Annotated in this window: 13 protein-coding genes and 3 pseudogenes; 15 read left to right on the top strand and 1 reads right to left on the bottom strand. The window is 37.7% G+C overall.

Annotation, left to right across the window (positions count from 1 at the left end):
* Positions 1-15 precede the first annotated feature (15 nt).
* The 9 genes from pstC (at position 16) to ACFINH_RS05040 (ending at position 10363) form a co-directional block, all read left to right on the top strand.
* Positions 16-1476, top strand: coding sequence for a phosphate ABC transporter permease subunit PstC (gene pstC, locus ACFINH_RS05000; protein WP_375632303.1), 1461 nt, complete (start codon positions 16-18; stop codon positions 1474-1476).
* Entirely contained in the window at positions 1473-2762 is a 1290-nt protein-coding gene (gene pstA, locus ACFINH_RS05005) for a phosphate ABC transporter permease PstA (protein WP_375611793.1), read from the top strand. Before pstC ends, pstA begins: the two co-directional genes overlap by 4 nt.
* Before the next feature lie 51 nt (positions 2763-2813).
* Positions 2814-3572 (top strand): phosphate ABC transporter ATP-binding protein PstB, encoded by a 759-nt coding sequence (gene pstB / locus ACFINH_RS05010; RefSeq protein WP_375632304.1) that lies wholly within the window; start codon positions 2814-2816, stop codon positions 3570-3572.
* Positions 3573-3593: 21 nt separating this feature from the next.
* Positions 3594-4316, top strand: a complete 723-nt coding sequence (phoU, locus tag ACFINH_RS05015; RefSeq protein WP_375611791.1) for a phosphate signaling complex protein PhoU — start codon at positions 3594-3596, stop codon at positions 4314-4316.
* Positions 4317-4865: 549 nt separating this feature from the next.
* Positions 4866-5699, top strand: a complete 834-nt coding sequence (locus ACFINH_RS05020) for a cell wall hydrolase (protein WP_375613326.1) — start codon at positions 4866-4868, stop codon at positions 5697-5699.
* Between the two features lie 177 nt (positions 5700-5876).
* Entirely contained in the window at positions 5877-7124 is a 1248-nt protein-coding gene (locus ACFINH_RS05025; RefSeq protein ID WP_375613327.1) for an aminopeptidase, read from the top strand.
* 271 nt (positions 7125-7395) lie between these two features.
* Positions 7396-8271: a bifunctional DNA-formamidopyrimidine glycosylase/DNA-(apurinic or apyrimidinic site) lyase gene (mutM, locus tag ACFINH_RS05030; protein WP_375632305.1), complete on the top strand. Its 876-nt coding sequence runs from the start codon at positions 7396-7398 to the stop codon at positions 8269-8271.
* An 84-nt stretch (positions 8272-8355) separates the two neighbouring features.
* Positions 8356-9750 (top strand): M20/M25/M40 family metallo-hydrolase, encoded by a 1395-nt coding sequence (locus tag ACFINH_RS05035; protein WP_375632306.1) that lies wholly within the window; start codon positions 8356-8358, stop codon positions 9748-9750.
* The gene (locus tag ACFINH_RS05040; protein ID WP_375632307.1) at positions 9743-10363 is read left to right on the top strand and encodes a ribonuclease D; all 621 of its coding nucleotides are present in this window, start codon (positions 9743-9745) and stop codon (positions 10361-10363) included. The genes ACFINH_RS05035 and ACFINH_RS05040 overlap by 8 nt, the downstream gene beginning before the upstream one ends.
* A 250-nt stretch (positions 10364-10613) precedes the next feature.
* Here the strand turns inward: ACFINH_RS05040 and ACFINH_RS05045 are convergent.
* Positions 10614-11056: pseudogene (locus ACFINH_RS05045) on the bottom strand (integrase); the annotation flags it as partial.
* Between the two features lie 414 nt (positions 11057-11470).
* On the opposite strand from ACFINH_RS05045, the gene ACFINH_RS05050 reads away from it, so the two are divergent.
* The 6 genes and pseudogenes from ACFINH_RS05050 to ACFINH_RS05075 all read left to right on the top strand — a co-directional run.
* A complete protein-coding gene (locus ACFINH_RS05050; protein WP_375632308.1) occupies positions 11471-11800 on the top strand; it encodes a hypothetical protein in 330 nt (109 codons plus the stop codon).
* A 1487-nt stretch (positions 11801-13287) separates the two neighbouring features.
* Entirely contained in the window at positions 13288-14121 is an 834-nt protein-coding gene (locus tag ACFINH_RS05055) for an outer membrane protein (RefSeq protein ID WP_375632309.1), read from the top strand.
* Between the two features lie 336 nt (positions 14122-14457).
* Complete coding sequence (locus ACFINH_RS05060) at positions 14458-15294, top strand: outer membrane protein (RefSeq protein ID WP_375632310.1); 837 nt, start codon at positions 14458-14460, stop codon at positions 15292-15294.
* A gap of 361 nt (positions 15295-15655) precedes the next feature.
* Positions 15656-16445, top strand: a pseudogene (locus ACFINH_RS05065) (outer membrane protein).
* 183 nt (positions 16446-16628) lie between these two features.
* On the top strand, positions 16629-17510 hold the full coding sequence (locus tag ACFINH_RS05070) for an outer membrane protein (protein WP_375632311.1): 882 nt from the start codon (positions 16629-16631) through the stop codon (positions 17508-17510).
* A gap of 215 nt (positions 17511-17725) precedes the next feature.
* Positions 17726-18121, top strand: a pseudogene (locus tag ACFINH_RS05075) (hemagglutinin repeat-containing protein); the annotation flags it as partial.

The raw sequence follows: 18121 nt of genomic DNA on the forward strand, positions 1-18121 counted from the left end.
AAACTGAAAGATAAAATGCGCATTTCCTTCATTGTTTTGCTATTATTGATTTTTGGATTTTGTGGCTTTTGTATTTCTTATATGCGAGCACGCATTCTTGAATACAGACAACATAAAATGCATTCTCGTGCGTATTATTATGGCTGGTGGACATTTTTGATTACGGTTATTCCAGCTTTTATTTTTTTAATTGTTTGGGATGCTGGGAGTACAATTTATTTAGAGTATAATGCCTCTCGAGAGCTGGGGGCGTATAGTGCGCATGTAACAGAGCCTGTAAATCACGATCTACTTTGGGAGACACTTCGAAGTCTCGTCAAAAAGATTCATCGCTTTGAGGGGAATCTTTCTACCGCTTCCTATAAGGAAATGCAGGCACAATTACTCGCGAAGGGATTGATTTTATCCGATGAAGCATCGGATGATGTGTTCAAAATAGCACAGTCGTGGGTATTCTCTTCTGAAAAGCTTAAGTTTATAGGTTATGTTTTTCTTTTTGCTATTGCGTCCTTTGGTTTTATCTGTGGAATGATGCAAATTGCGCCTCATCAACGTGCCCGTAATAAGGTTGAATCTTTTATTATTATTGGATTGATTTGTGCATCTATTGTTGCAGTCTTGACAACAATAGCCATTGCGCTTTCTATGCTTTTTCAGACAGTAAGCTTTTTTCAGTCTGTATCCTTTTCAAATTTCTTTTTAGGAACAGTTTGGGATCCGCGTTTTTCCGCGAGCGGTTCCAGCGATGAAGTAGGACAATTTGGTTTAATACCGCTTCTTGCTGGTACGTTTTATATTGCATTTGTTGCCATGCTTTTTGCTGTACCTATAGGACTATTTTCAGCTCTTTATATGGCGGAGTATGCTTCTTCGCGATTGCGAGCAATTGTGAAGCCATTGTTAGAAGTTCTTGCTGGCATTCCAACGATTGTTTATGGCTTTTTTGCTTTGAAGGTTGTGGGACCATTTTTACGAGATCTCTCTGCTTCTCTCTCAGACGGGGTTAGTTTTATTATGGCACAAAGTGTTTTGACTGCTGGAGTTGTGATGGGAATTATGTTGATACCTTTTGTTTCCTCTTTATCGGATGATGTTATTACGGCTGTTCCACGCATTTTACGTGAAGGTTCTTATGGTTTAGGCGCAACGCAATCTGAAACAATTAAAAAAGTTGTTATACCAGCAGCGCTTCCAGGGATTATGGGGGCCATTTTGTTGACGGCATCGCGTGCAATTGGAGAAACAATGATTGTGGTTTTGGCGGCAGGTGTTGCAGCAAACTTAACACTCAATCCTTTCGAAGCAATGACTACGATGACTGTTAAGATTGTTAATCAATTGACCGGTGATTTTGAGTTTAATTCTCCACAAACTCTGGTGGCTTTTGCCTTAGGGATGACGCTCTTTGTTATGACACTTTTGATGAATATTCTAGCTCTTTATATTGTGCGTAAATATCGGGAACAATATGAATGAATGAAGATTTTTTTCCTCGTCGCAATATTAGTCTCAAGCGTCGGTATTGGGCTGAACGTCGTTTTCGTGCCTATGGTTTGATTGCCATTTTTATTGGTTTATTTTTTTTATTTACGCTTTTATGGTCTATCATTAGTCAGGGTTATACAGCTTTTTTTCAAAGTGAAATGACATTATCGATTTATTTGGATGAAAAGATCATTGATCCAAGTGGTCAACGTAAAACAAAACCACAAGTGCTCATGACGGCGAATTATCCACTTCTTGTACGCAATGCTTTAGCGAAGAAACTTAATATCAATCAAAATGATCGAGCCTCTCTTTTGGACGTTAACCGTATGTTTTCAAATGGTGTCCGTGTTCAACTGCGTGAAATGGTGACAAAAAATCCAAAACTGATTGGCACAATGCAAAAAGTTAAAGTTTTGGCATCTGCGGATATTGATTCTGCTTATAAGGGACAGATTGATCTGCGTGTAGCAGAAAAAAACCGTAAAGTTTCTAATCGACAGATAGAATGGATAAAGCGTTTAGCGCATGATGGTACGCTTTATAAAACATTTAATATTGGTTTTTTTACATTTGGCGCTTCAAGTCGTCCTGAGACTGCGGGATTAGGTGTTGCGATCATTGGTTCTCTTTATATGATAGGCATCGTTTTATTAGTTTCCCTTCCGATAGGCATAGCAACGGCTCTTTATTTAGAAGAATATGCACGCAAAAATAAATTTACAGATTTTATAGAGGTTAATATCAATAATCTTGCAGCTGTTCCTTCAATTGTGTTTGGTCTTTTAGGACTCTCTTTTTTTGTTAATTTTTTAGGATTACCACGTTCAGCCTCTTTTGTTGGTGGTCTTGTTTTAGCGCTCATGACTCTTCCCACGATCATTATTGCAACACGTTCTGCTCTGCGTGCTGTTCCTCTCTCTATTCGTTCTGCAGCTTTGGGGTTGGGAGCATCAAAAACACAAATGATTTTTCATCATGTTGTTCCTTTAGCTGCGCCTGGCATTTTAACAGGCACAATTATTGGAGTCGCTCAGGCTTTGGGTGAAACAGCTCCTTTGCTTTTGATTGGAATGGTTGCTTTTGTTGTTAATATTCCTACGACCCCCATGGATCCAGCAACGGCTTTGCCTGTTCAAATTTTTATGTGGGCGGGTGAAGCAGAGCGTGCTTTTGTTGAAAAGACATCAGGTGCTATTATTGTATTGATGATTTTTCTTGCGATCATGAATATTTCTGCGGTTTTTTTACGTCGACGATTTGAACGCCGCCAGTAATTTTAATAAAACAACAGCTTTGATAAGATTTTTGTAAGGTGAATTTTTGTAATGAAGATTAAAATGCGCGGTCAGGATGTGAAGGTTTCTTACGGAGATAAAGAAGCACTCCACGGTATTACACTTGATATTCCTGAACATCAAGTAACTGCTTTGATTGGTCCATCAGGATGCGGAAAGTCAACTTTTTTGCGTTGTTTTAACCGTATGAATGATACGATTGAAGGCGCTAAAACAACTGGTCTTATTACCTTAGATGGGGAGAATATTTATGACACACGGATTGATGTTGTAGAATTGCGCGCTCGTGTTGGAATGGTTTTTCAAAAGCCCAGCCCTTTTCCAAAATCTATATTTGAGAATGTTGCGTATGGTCCACGCATTCATGGTTTAGTTAAAACACGCTCTGAATTGCATGATGTAGTTGAAAAGAGTTTGAGGCAGGCAGGTTTGTTTGAAGAAGTAAAAGACCGCCTTCATGATCTTGGAACAAGTTTATCAGGGGGACAACAACAGCGTTTGTGTATTGCACGTGCTATTGCGGTTAGTCCTGAAGTTATTTTGATGGATGAGCCATGTTCAGCTCTTGATCCCATTGCGACAGCACGGATTGAAGAGCTTATCGATGCGTTACGGCAAAATTATACAATTGTTATCGTAACGCATTCCATGCAACAGGCCGCACGTGTTTCTCAACATACGGCTATGTTTCATTTAGGGCATTTGGTAGAAGTTGGTGCGACTGAAATGATCTTTACCTCACCAAAAGAGCAACGGACGCAAGATTATATTACGGGGCGTTTTGGATAGGTGAATTGAGGAGTGTAAGATATGTCTATGAAACATACTGTCCGTTCTTATGATGCAGAACTAAAATATTTAAGAGTAAGGATTACAGAAATGGGGAGCCATGCAGAAAGGATGATTGAACGTTCTGTCGCATCGGTTGTGAGTAGTGATCTTCAACTTGCAACGACAGTGATTGCCGATGATGTGTTTTTAGATGAAGCAGAACGTGACATTGATGAAAAAGCGGTTGCTATTATTTGCAAACGCCAACCGATGGCTGTCGATTTGCGTGAAATTATTGGAGCCATTCGTATTTCTTCTGATCTTGAACGGATTGGGGATATGGCAAAAAACATTGCTAAAAGGACTGTTGCACTTTCAGAAATACGTCAATCTGCTTCTGTTTATCATGGGCTTGAAACAATTACAGCTTTAGCACTCAATCAATTAAAAGAAGTCTTAAATGCTTATACGAGTCGCCTATTAGAGCGTGTTGACGCGGTGCGTGAGCGTGATGAGAAGATTGATGCTTTGTATACTTCTCTTTTTCGTGAACTTTTGACGTATATGATGGAAGATATGCGCAATATTACGGTTTGTACGCACTTACTGTTTTGTTTAAAGAATATTGAACGAATTGGTGATCATGTTACTAATATTGCTGAAATGCTGCATTATATCATAACGGGTTACCATATGTCCTCTGATCGTCCTCGCGATGACCTTACTTATAAAGTTGGGGTAGGTGAGAAGAAAATAGATTAAAATTTTTCTTATATGTATAAAATAAGTTTGTAGATATATGAGTATTTTCTTACAGTGCAGCTATAAGAAGAATAAGATAACCATTTTATGGCAAAGCACAAAGAAGCAACAAAGAGTTTTTTCAGAGAAGCATGGCAGATTGTTAACTCTTGGTTTGACATATTTGTATATTGGATGATATCATCACTCGTATTGTGGCAGGAGGGGAGTTTTCTAGGGGAATTTCCTTTCAGATCATTTTGTTAAAATTTTATATTAAAGGGGATATCTGTATTATTTTTTCGTATGTAGAAGAAGTGGATAGTGTTACTTTATTGTAATTGAAACGTGTGGGTTATTATAGCCTATATTGAACCATGAAGAATAACAATATCGATCTGTAAATTAAGAGTTTTTTATTTTTTATTTTGCATAGATACTTTTTGATTACCTCTTGTATTAAAATTTTACTGAGTGGTAACAATTAGCTATGTACTTTATTGAGAGATACATTTAAAGCTCATTTCAAGACTTGAATATCTCAGAGATTATAGGAATGTGTTGCATAAGATGAAAAAAAATCGTTGGAATGTTTTTGTTACCTGTTGTGTAGCGCCGTTAGTTGTTGTGGGATGTGCTTCAAGTCATTTAGATGCTGGAAAAATAAATAATAATAAGACAAAAGCGGTTACATATCCATTGACAGAGCGTCAATGTCTTATGCGAGCGATGTATTTTGAATCAAATCGCACAAGCCGTGAAGGAATGATTGCCGTTGGAACGGTTGTTATGAATCGTGTTAATTCAACCGCCTATCCTAAGACGATTTGTGGTGTTGTTGGTCAATATAGGCAATTTGCTCCTGGTGTTTTAACGCGTCCTATGACGGAGAAAGCATCTGTTGCTCGTGTAAGAGAGGCGGCTGATGCCGTTTTACGGGGTGAACGAGATAAGAAAGTTAAACACGCTAAGTTTTTTCATACCGCTGGTTTGTCTTTTCCGTATAAAAACATGCATTATGTTCAGGTTGCAGGGGGAAATGCTTTTTATGAAAAACGATCACGTGATGGAGAGCTTCAAGTTCCTACAAATAATCGCCCTTATGATGTTGCTTATGCTTTTGCTCAAGAACGTTCTGGTCATGCGCCAAGCTTTATAGATGAAGGCTTAGAGAGTAGGGGCGTAAAGGCAGAGAAAAGTACATCCCCTTCGACAGAAGTAGCACAGTCCAAGATGGCACATCCTGCGCCTTTTGCTATGGTACAGCTTGATAAAGTTCCTATCCCTGCCTATGCACCTCAACATCTAGCTAGGAAAGAGGAAAATAAAACGATTATGGTTTTACCTTCATCAGATCAGTTGAATGCAATTGTTGCAATGTTAGAAAAACGACACAGGAACTAGTAAGTTTTTCATGACCAAAGAAGGATGATATACCCATTGCGGTTTATGAATTAAGTGAATTTTAGCGATAATGATACGCATAAATATACGTAGAGAAAGCGAACTCAAAGGATCTGAAAAACAATTTATAATATGACGACATAAAGAACGCATTCTATTTAAAGAAGGGTATTGGTAATGTACTTTGATATTCATGAGACAATTTTGCCTGAAATGCTTAATCGTCTTGCAGAAATTACAGTGAAAGTGGGGTTGAATTTACAAGAGGGGCAGGATCTTGTTTTAACTGCTCCAGTTTCAGCGTTACCTTTTGTTCGGCGTATTGCATATCATGCTTATAAGGTTGGTGCTGGTGTCATTACACCAATTTTTAGTGATGATATGTTATCGCTTACACGGTTTGAAAATGCCCATACAGCTAGTTTTGATTGTGCCCCTTCTTGGCTTTATGAGGGAATGGCAAAGGCTTTTGAAAATGGGGCAGCGCGTTTAGCGATTGTTGGTGATAATCCTTTGCTCCTTTCCAATCAGGATTTTGATAAGGTTTCACGTTTAAATAAAGCCACTTCAATAGCTTACCAGCCGGCACTCAAGCAAATATCAAATTTTGCTATGAATTGGTCGATTGTTGCTTATCCAACAGCAGGATGGGCTGAGGCAATGTTTCCTTCTTTACCACTTAATGAGGCGATTAAAAAATTAGCCGATGCAATTTTTTCTGCTTCACGTGTTACAGGAGAAGATCCGGTGCAGGCGTGGACTGTTCATAATGCACATTTGAAGAAACGGTCATCTTGGCTTAATGAGCAGCGTTTTTCTGCCTTACACTTTACAGGGCCAGGGACTGATTTAACTGTTGGTTTGGCAGATGATCATGAATGGCATGGTGGTGCATCCGTTGCTCAAAATGGTGTTATTTGCAATCCGAATATTCCGACAGAAGAAGTTTTCACGACTCCTCATGCTCATAAGGTTGAAGGTTTCGTTCGCTCAACAAAGCCCCTTTCCTATCAAGGAACTCTGATTGATAATATTGAAGTACGTTTTGAAGCCGGGCGTATTGTTGAGGCTCGTGCATCAACAGGCCAAGAAGTTTTACAGCAGGTTTTGCAAAGTGATGAGGGTGCAAGCCGGTTGGGCGAAGTTGCCCTTGTGCCCCATTCTTCACCAATTTCTAAGAGTGGCCTCCTTTTTTATAATACCTTATTTGATGAAAATGCTGCATGTCATATTGCTTTAGGGCAGTGTTATTCCAAATGCTTTTTAGATGGGGCATCATTGACGTCAGAAGAGATTGCAGCACGTGGTGGGAATAAAAGTGTCATTCATATTGACTGGATGATTGGTTCTGGTGAAATTGACATAGATGGCATTACCCAAGATGGTGTAAGAGTTCCTGTATTTCGTAAGGGTGAATGGGCTTAATTTTGTTACCATAAAACACGGTCATTTGAGGAGGGGTGGGATGTAAGCTTTATTGATACGTTAAGTATTTTAGAGTGTGTGGTATATATTCAAGGCAGGGTTTGTCCATAAAGCCTTTAGTTAAATGATTCACATAAGTAGGAATCCAAGTAAAATCCACTCATCAAGAATTTGTTTAGTAGATGTAGAGGAAGTCTTCGTTTTTTGAGGGGGGAAGAAGTCAATTTATCAGTGATACGATTGGAAAGTGTATAATTATTAAAGAAGAGTAATGCCTGAGCTTCCTGAAGTAGAGACAGTTCGTCGTGGACTTGAGTCCGTTGTAACTGATGCAAAGATAGTATCTGTCAAACTTAATCGTAGAGATTTGCGCTTTCCTTTTCCTGAGGCTTTTTCTGAGCGCCTTATTGGCAGAACAATTATAGAACTTGGTCGGCGTGCGAAATATTTATTATTTCATCTTTCTCAGGATGAAACGATTTTAAGCCATTTAGGAATGTCTGGTTCATGGCGTATAGAGAATGATTTTTTAAGAAAAGCTTGTTCAGTGTCAAGTAAATTAGTTAAACATGATCATTTTGTCATGGATATTCAGACAAAGAATGGTGACGTTTATCGTCTTATTTATAATGATGTGCGTCGCTTTGGGTTTATGCTTTTAGTCGATACGGATAAGCTTTATGAACATCCACTTTTAAATAAGCTAGGTCTTGAACCTATAAGTAATTCGTTTTCTGGTCGTTATTTACAAAAGGCTTTTGTTAATAAAAAAATGTCTCTCAAGGGTGTTTTACTTGATCAGTCTATTGTTGCAGGTCTTGGGAATATTTATGTTTGTGAAGCACTTTGGCGGAGTCGTTTGTCTCCACAACGTGGTGCATTTACATTGGCATCAAAAACGGCACGTGCACGTGAATTTGCAGATTCTTTAGCACAAAATATACGCAATGTGATTTCTGAAGCCATTTTGTCTGGTGGCTCTTCTTTACGTGATTATATGCATATAGATGGTTCGCTTGGTTATTTTCAGCATGCTTTTTCAGTTTATGGACGAGAAGGCAAGCAATGTTTGGAATGTGGAGCGCCTATTATGCGCATTTTACAGGCTGGACGTTCAAGTTTTTACTGCTCACAATGTCAAAAATGAATAAGGTGTCTTGCAAAATCTTACAAGAGGCTTAAAGTCATCGCATCTATAATATAATTACACAAGGCTTGAAAGGTTTTTTTTATGCTGAATAAAGTACTAACACATCTTGATGGAAATATAGAGAAGAGCCTTGAACGCCTTTTTTCTCTTTTACGTTTTCAATCGATTTCTACAGACTCGGCTTACAAGGATGCATGTCGTAAAGCAGCTGATTGGTTAGTAGAGGGTTTAAAAAGCATTGGTTTTGAGGCTTCACGCCGTGATACGCCAGGGCATCCAATGGTTGTTGGGCATCATCCTGGACCTTCAGATGATTGTTTGCATGTGTTGTTTTACGGACATTATGATGTTCAACCTGTTGATCCATTGAGTTTATGGGAGGATGATCCATTTACACCTTCTTTAAAAGAGAGAGATGGAGAGAAAGTTATTTGTGCTCGTGGAGCTTCAGATGACAAAGGTCAGTTGATGACTTTTATTGAAGCATGTCGTGCATTTAAGAAAGAAACAGGGCAGCTTCCTATTAAAGTTACTGTTTTATTTGAGGGAGAAGAAGAATGTGCTTCTCCTTCCCTTATTCCTTTTTTAAAAGCAAATACAGATGAACTTAAGGCAGATTATGCATTGGTTTGTGACACGTCAATGTGGGATGCGGATACACCATCTATTGCTCTTTCTCTTCGGGGAATTATGGCAGAAGAGATTATTATCACAGCAGCGAATCGTGATTTACATTCTGGTTATTTTGGAGGAGTAGCAGCTAATCCCATTCGTATTTTAACGAAAATCTTAGCAGGACTTCACGATGAAAATAATAGGGCAACACTTCCTGGTTTTTATGATGGCGTAGAAGAAACACCTCCACAGATTTTACAATCATGGAATGCACTTAATTGTACTGCTGAAAATTTTCTTGGTCCTATAGGACTTTCCGTTCCAGCTGGTGAAAAAGGGCGGAGCATTTTAGAGCTTGTATGGGCACGTCCTACCATGGAAATTAATGGTATTAGTGGCGGCTATGAAGGGGAAGGGATGAAAACAGTTATTGCTTCTCAAGCGAGTGCAAAAGTATCGTGTCGTTTGGTGCATAAGCAAGATCCAGAGAAAATACGCCAAGCGTTGCGTGATTATGTACGTAGCTCAATTCCTGCTGATTGTAAGGTTGAATTTAAGAATCACGGTTCTTCTCCGGCACTTCAGATTTCTGATGATTCATCTTTTATCAAGGAGGCGAAGGATGCCTTATCACAAGAGTGGGAAGTGCCCGCTGTCTTGACAGCCATGGGGGGCTCGATCCCAATTGTAGCAGATTTTCGGTCAATTCTTGGTATGGAAACTCTTTTGGTTGGTTTTGGATTGGCTGATGACCGTATTCATTCTCCTAATGAAAAGTATAATTTAAAATCGTTTCATAAGGGGCAGCGGTCTTGGGCGCGTATTCTTGCTGCTTTAGCAAGTAGGAGGGTAAATGGCTGAGATTCGCGTTCATCAAGGTGATTTACCAAACTTAGACAATTATAAAACTGATGCCATTGCGATTGATACCGAGACTTTAGGATTACAACCCTATCGTGATCGTTTATGCGTTGTTCAGCTTTCTTCTGGAGATGGTACTGCTGACGTTATTCAGATTGCTAAAGAACAAAAGAGTGCACCAAATTTGATAAAATTGCTTGAGGATAACGCAATAACCAAAATATTTCATTTTGGGCGTTTTGATCTTGCTATTTTAGCGCATACATTTGGTGTTATGCCAGAGGCTATTTTTTGTACAAAGATTGCTTCGAAACTCACGCGCACTTATACGGATCGTCATGGCTTGAAAGAAATTTGTAATGAATTGCTGAATGTGAATATTTCTAAACAGCAACAATCTTCGGATTGGGCGGCAGAAACGTTATCACAGGCACAAATTGAATATGCTGCGTCGGATGTGTTATATTTACATCGTTTAAAGGTTATATTTGAAGAACGTTTAAGACGTGAAGAGCGAGAAAATGTTGCCAAGGCATGCTTTCAATTTTTGCCTATGAGAGCTAGGCTTGATCTTTTAGGATGGGCGGAAGTTGATATTTTTGCGCATAGCTAACTTTAAAATTGGCTTTTAAATAGAGTTAATTATTGATGTGAGAGGACAAAATGCTTGTACATTATGGGCGTTTTATCCTCTCATCTTTTCTGATAAGAATTATAATAAATTCTTAAGTGCTATTTCATTTGAAGTTTAGGCAATAAAAGTACTTTTGCGAATCCATATTTTTTATTTTTGTAACAGCTTTTATTTGAAACAAAGCAATTTTGAGGAGAGGCTGGAAACATACGGTAGGTTGGAAGACTTAAATCTCTGAAACCGGTATACAGCCTAATTGGGGGAGAATATGAATGTGTAAATGTAAAAACCAAATCTCATCTTTACCATCATTTTTAATTCTGCTTTACGACTTTCAAAAGTATTTAAAGCAATGTCTGTTAAATAATAGAGATTACGCATTGCCTCATGTTTTTAATGGATTTATGTTCTTCGTGTAAAATAGAACGCCCTAAACGGAATATATTTGTGTTGCTAATTCATGTGCTTTTTGTAAAGAAACCGACACCCAAGTTCATTTTACGGTGGCGCTCATAAAAGATATAACAATAAAGCTTCCAATACCAATATAAAATCTATTGAACACTACCATCTTTATGCTTATGGAGTAACAAGCCGCTACCATCCACACAACTGTGCCAATTCCCAATGTTGTGTAAGTCCTTAGCACTTGAGACGGTTCATAAGAGACATTTTTAGTCTTTTTAGTGTTTTTATCCACACAGCTCTTCCAACTTGTAACGTGCAAACAAATGGTTTTGATTGATTCAACATGAAAAAGATTTTGAAGGAGAGAATCTTATGGTATTTAGGGTTCTCAGTCAATATGAATAACGCTAAATTATCATTATAAATCAGTATATTGTATGAAGTTCATATAGTTTATTATTTTCAGACGATACTTCGTGCCTTTATTTATTACTCAATAAGTAATTTCTATGTTGGCAGAGCAGGGCAATTTTCTTTTATTTTAAAATTAAAATGCTTCAAAGCTTTGTTTTTTGAGGATTCTCACTTTTTATCTATAAACATGCTATTTTTCTCTAGAAATTTGCAATGAAGACACTAGATAAAATCCATTATGGATATTTCTACGAGGTTAAATTTATGAACATAAAATATTTTATTACGGCTTTCGCTACGTTTGCTTCAATCTCTGTAGCTCAGGGTGCTTCTTTCTTGTCTTCTCAAAAGTTAATAGAGGGTATACCTTCTCTTGTTCCTCCTAGATATCTTTTTTCTAGTGAACAGTTGAGCAAGATCTTCTCTGAAGTTGTTCAAATGGAACTTTCTTGCACGCATAACAACCAATGCATGACAGCAGCTAAGTTAGTACCTGTATCATATTCTGGTAAAAAAAGATTTAAAATGCCTAAAAAAGGATCAGGGAAAGGAAAACGACCAGACTTATTTGGTCGAAGTCCAATGAGTTATTAAAAAGTAAGAAAACAACATCAAGAGGTCTAACGTATGATCGGGAATTGAAGAGAGGAGATATTTTTTATCATTTGAAAAGTGGAGGAGCAGTTGTTCGCAAAGGGTATTATAATTGTGTACGGAGGTGGTGAAGAGTACTATTTGGAAAAGATATGGGGAGGTGGATTTCGGTGTAAGAATACTCTGTATAATGGCAATCGCTCTAAAAAATTCATGGGTTTGGATAAATATAACCTCCCGATTTTGGGTTACGCTGTTATACTGTAAATACTGTCATTTTAAGCGTAACTATACAGCGCATATAAAACTCCTTGATAAGTGTTTTTAGAGTAGGGCTTGTCCAGAGAGAGCCTTGAGTTAAGTGAATCACATAAGTAAGGAGTTAAGAAAATCCTCTCAACAAGAAACTAAGCTGTTTGCAGAGAGGATACTTCATCAAAATCGAGTGAAGCAACAAAAATGTTAAACTTTTGATCTTTCATGCTATGCTTCGACTACAGAATTTATAAAATATTCATTTGTCTATGATTCAAAATATCAGATATTTTTTCTGCCAAATTCATGATTTCTAAAGCAAGGTGTGGTGTGAAAACTTTAAGAAAGATTTCTCGTTTTTTCAGCTTTAAGGAGATTTCTATATAAGTTTTAATGTTTATCATACCGGTTGTCTGTCTTTAGGTATTTTTTTCAATTTAGCTAAAAAGAGTATGAAATGATAGCCTACAAATAGGGCTAAAGCTCTGGAAAAGATTTTCTAGAAAGTTAAGCAGAAGCGTAAATATGTCAAAAAGGAATAAATTCCTAAATTAAAAACAAAGAGCAAGCGTGATGAAATTACATGTAATTTTATTGCAGTTCATGGGGTAGTGAAGATCTTGTTCTGTCGGGTACAAGCATTCTTTACAATGATGAAAAAATAATCAAAGAGCTATTCACATTTGGTTATACGAAGGATGAAGCTAAAAACGTTGTTTGTATGAATTTAAATGGAACTGTTACATTTAGCTGCTCTCAATATTGTAACAGTCTTCATTGTTATAATATTGAGAATATTAATAGGAGCCATTCTAGCTTTTAAATAGTTTTATTTATTCACACACTTGCTCGTTTGTGAGGTGCTGGGGGGTTTTAGTATAAAAAGGCTTAAGATAAGAGCATCGTCAATATTGCAGACAAATTAATATAAAAGATATTTTTTCATTATAAATCAATATATTATATTTTTATGTCAATAGCACACGCTTTACACGGAGGGTACTGTGGCGCAGTTTTTTTTCAAAATAATAAAGGAGAGAAAACGTGAGGAAAAGAGATCATTTGTGCATGGGCATAGTTTTATTCTCATTATTACAGATCAAGCAATTAAGGGTACTTTGATTGGCTTTTTGTTTTTTTTATAAGTGTATCATTTTTGCTACAGATATCTGAAGATGGGGCTCTATATGAAACGGTGTGTTCAAATAAATATTCAGCTATGGAGAGAAAATATGAATATGAAATGGTTAATAACAGCTTCTGCTTTCACTTTTGTTTCAGCTTCAGCAGCACAAGCAGCAGATGTTATTGTTCCCCCAAGACCAACACCTGTTGCTCCCGTTATTGTTGCTCCAACTTTTTCTTGGACAGGTTTTTATGTTGGGGGCCAGATTGGTGGTTTTTCGGGTAAAACGAAAATGGATATTCTCAGTAATGGAAACAAGATTCCAGCGCCTGATGACCTTTTGCCTAAACTATCTGGTTTCATGGGTGGTCTTTATGCAGGTTCCAACGTTGATCTTGGTAATGGCCTTATTCTAGGTGTTGATACAGATATCATGTGGTCTAATAAAGATGACACGAAGACAGGAAAAACATATGTCATTGCCCCGGAACACATCAATTATATTAACAAGGTATTAAAAGACGCTGCAATTAATATTGGTAAAGATGCGCTTAAACCTGGTGCTAAACGAACCCACAGTTTCACTTTTAAAGAAAAGTGGGCTGGTGCAACGCGCGTGCGTATTGGTTTTGCAGCTGAACGCATTATGCCTTATGTTGCTGGTGGTATCGCTTATACACAGCTTCAAGATAGTGCGTTGATTTCAATAACAGATAAAGATTCAGACAAAGTAATCGCTTCTGGTACTCTGTCTGATGAAACAAAGACCCTTGTTGGTTACACCCTTGGTGCTGGTGTTGATTTAGCAATGACCAATAATATTATTGTACGTGCGGAATATCGTTACTCAGATTTTGGTAAAAAGAAATTCTCAAATGATAAATATGAGACATCTTACAAAACCAATGATTTCCGAGTTGGTGTTGCTTACAAATTTTAATAGATGGTAAGTTAAATAACGAAGAGGCTCTGTCTTTGACCGAGCCTCTGTTATTCTTTGTTGCTATATTATCACACAATACATAATTTATTGTGGATGTGAAAAGATATTATTCAGGTTTTCTTAAAAAAATCATAGACAATAAACAAGAATTACATTTAAAAACCAATAAGTTATTTATATATATATCTTTAGGTTTCTCGTACAAAATCAAGCTATGAAGCGATTTTGTCTGGGATGTGCCCTCCATTTTCTGTGACTGTATCATTTTTACTACAGCTTTTCTTCGTTTAATCTTGTAGCACTGTGCTCATAAATAAATTAGGAGCAAAGTTTATGAATATAAAATCTTTAGTAACAACTTCTGTTATCGCTATAGCGGCAGCTTCTGCAGCACAAGCTGCTGATGTTGTCATCCCTCGTGAAACAGCCCCAGCAGTCATCACAGCAGCCCCTGCCTATTCTTGGACAGGTTTTTATCTTGGTGCTCAGATTGGTGGTCGTTCAATGAAATCTGACAAAGGTTCTAGCACTTTAGGTTGGCACGATCTTAAGCTTTCCGGTATGCTCGGTGGCCTATACACAGGTTACAATGTTGATCTCGGCAATGGTGTGATCTTCGGCTTGGATACAGATGTCTCTTTTATTGGTAAAAAAGACACAATTGATGGTATAACAATGATTGTTGGACAGGGAACTGGTAAAAGTCTTGATAAAATTAATAAACTCCTCAATGATGCTAAGATCAAAAAGAACGATGGTCTAGAAGTTGCAGGCGGGGATGAATACATCGAAAGTATTACTATGAAAGAAAAGTGGTCTGGTGCTACACGCGTTCGTATAGGTTTTGCTACTGATCGTATCATGCCTTATATCGCTGGTGGTGTTGCTTATACGCAGATGCAGGGCATTTCCGCACTTGAAGTGAAAAAAGATGCTCATGCTGGTAAGGATGCTAATAAGGTTATTGCTTCTGGTAACGTATATGATGAAACAAAGACCCTTGTTGGTTTCACCCTTGGTGCTGGTGTTGACTTTGCAATGACAGACAATGTTCTGTTGCGTGCAGAATATCGTTACTCAGACTATGGTAAAAAGAAATACTTTAAAGACACAGCTGAACTTCAATACAGAGTCAATGATTTCCGTGTTGGCGTTGCATACAAATTCTAATTTCGTAAAAAACGAAATAAACTTCCAAGAGGCTCTGTCAAAGACAGAGCCTCTATTATTTTCTGTTGTTATATTATTACTCACTCCATATTTATTGGAGATATAAAAATATTTTCATAAACGACAGACAAGAATTACATTCAAAATCGATAAGTTAACTTACGAATTCTCGTACGGAGTGACGTTAATAGTGTTGTAAAGTCATGCAGCGATTTTATTTTGAGCGCATCCTCCATTTTCTATGACTGTATTATTTTTTACTACAGCTTTTCTTTATGTAATCTTGTAGCATTATCCTCTAAATAAATGAGGCGCAAAGTTTACGAATACAAAATCTTTAGTAACAACTTTTGTTATCGCTATGACTACAGCTTCTGCGGCACAAGCTGCTGATATTGTCATTCCTCGTAAAACAGCTCCAACAGTTATCATAGCTCTTTCGTTTTCTTAGACAGGTTTTTATCTTGGTAGTTAAGTTGGCAACTTTTCAAGTCAAAGTTTATGTATTTGATTTTGAGACAAAAGAAAAAACTTCAGATAAAGATGCACTACCTATGCCTTCCGGTTTCATAAGTGGTATTTATTTAGGTTCCAACGTAGATCTTGGAAATGTCCTCATTCTAGGTGTTGAAACTGATACAGTCTGGGCAGACTGAGGAGAGACGAAGACGGTCTCAAAGATTCTTACGATTGATGATTTTAATGATGAATTTGAAGATGCTGGTGTTACATTGGATGAAAATGAAAAGTTTCAAAAGGGTGACACAGCAGTTTATCGCATTGGTTTCAAAGAAAAAAGGTTTGGTGCAACACGGGTTCGTGTTGGTTTTTCCGTCGCTGATCGTATTATGCCTTATGTTGCCGATAGTATTGCTTATGCGTAAATACAGGGTGTTGGTAAAATTTCAGGAACAAAAAAATCGGCAAATGATAACCCAAGTAAAGCATTTTCTGCTACGGTATTTGATAAAACAAAAACGATGGTGGATTTCACTCTTGGTGGTGATATAGATTTCGCGATGACAAATTATATTCTGCTTCGTACGGAATACCGTTACTCAGACTTTGGTAAGAAGGAATTTAAAAAGGATTACCTTAAACTAGGCTACAGAAGCAATGACTTTCATGTAGATGTCGCTTACAAGTTCTAATTTCATCAAAAGTGCAATTATGAATAAAAAGTATTAATAAAAAATTAAATTTTTAAGAGATCTTGACTTTGATCAAACTACTGGTTTTCTGGGATTTTATTTGTACGACTGTGACATTTTTACTACAGCTTTTCTATTTATAATCTTGTAAGGTCGTTTTGTAGTTAATTTAGGAGCAAAATTATGAATACAAAATCTTTAATAGCAACTTCTATTGCCGCTTTAATTTCAGCTTCTGCAGCACAAGCTGCTGACGTGGTGATCCCTCGTGAAACAGCCCCAGCAGTTATCGCAGCAGCCCCTTCGTTTTCTTGGACAGGCTTTTATCTTGGTGGTCAAGTTGGTAACTTTTCGAGTAAAACTAAAGTAACTATTCCAGGAGAAGATAAAGAACTTGTCAAAAAAGATAACACACCTAGTCCTTCTGGTTTCATGGGTGGTATTTATGCCGGATCTAACGTAGACCTTGGAAATGGTCTCATTCTCGGTGTTGAAACCGATGCAGTTTGGGCAGACCGTGAAGAATCAAAAACAGCCCGTGAATTGACTCTTACTGAAAAAAATGCAGCAGATTTTAATGCTGCCCTTGAAAAAGCTAAGGTTGAATTAAAAGGTCAGCAACAGTTTGAAAAAGGCGACAAGGTAACGGAAAAGCACAGTTACAAAGAAAAATGGTCTGGTGCTACACGCGTTCGTATCGGTTTTGCTGCTGTTGACCGCATTATGCCTTATGTTGCTGGTGGTATTGCCTATGCGCAGGTACAGGGTATTCAATCAGTTACAGGAAAAGGAGAGAGAGTTAAAGTTGAACAGAAAGCTGATGTGGTTGAAAACCCATCAGTTAAGCAAAATGTAGATTTGACTGGTGGTACTTGGGCTGATGACACGAAGACAATGGTTGGTTTCACTATTGGCGGCGGTGTTGACTTTGCAATGACCGACAACGTTCTTTTACGTGCAGAATACCGTTACTCCGATTTTGGTAAAAAGAAATTCGCCAACGATACACGTGAATTCAACTACAAAACCAATGACTTCCGTGTAGGTGTCGCTTACAAATTCTAATTTCGTAAAAATGAAATTATCAGCACAAAAAATACTAAGGCCTCGTTTAACGGGGCCTTTATTTTATTATCTCTCTATTTTATTCCTCTTAATCTCTTCATTTTTAATGGGATCATACTCCTCATGCAAAACAGAACGCCCTAAACGGAATACACTTGTTGTTGTGTATTCACACATTTGTTTTAAAGAAATATTTTTCAAAGTATATCAAGCTCACTTATGTCCCTGGAAAAGATTTGAATATTCTAGGCTCTGATGTTCAAACAAAGGATAAACTTCTCTTGCAAGCTGAGAGGAATGTTTCGATTGATGCCACACGCAACAGTATGGACAATCAGAGTGGGAGTGAAACATCTCATGTTGCCTTGCACAATGGCTCTCATTTAAGTTCTGGAAAAGAGACCACTGTTCTATCGGGTGGCGATATCCATATGGCTGCTTCCGATATAGATGCCAAGGGCAATGTTGCTCTTGGCGCCCAAGGGGAGATAACAATAGGGGTGAGAAACGATGAGATGGAGTATCATCTTCGCGCCAAAAACACGAAAGTGGATATGCAAGCCTCTCATGCCGTTGGATCTTCGATAAAATCGGGAGGTGACACCACTGTC

The organism is Bartonella sp. AA74HLJMH, assembly GCF_042197045.1.
GTDB lineage: Bacteria > Pseudomonadota > Alphaproteobacteria > Rhizobiales > Rhizobiaceae > Bartonella.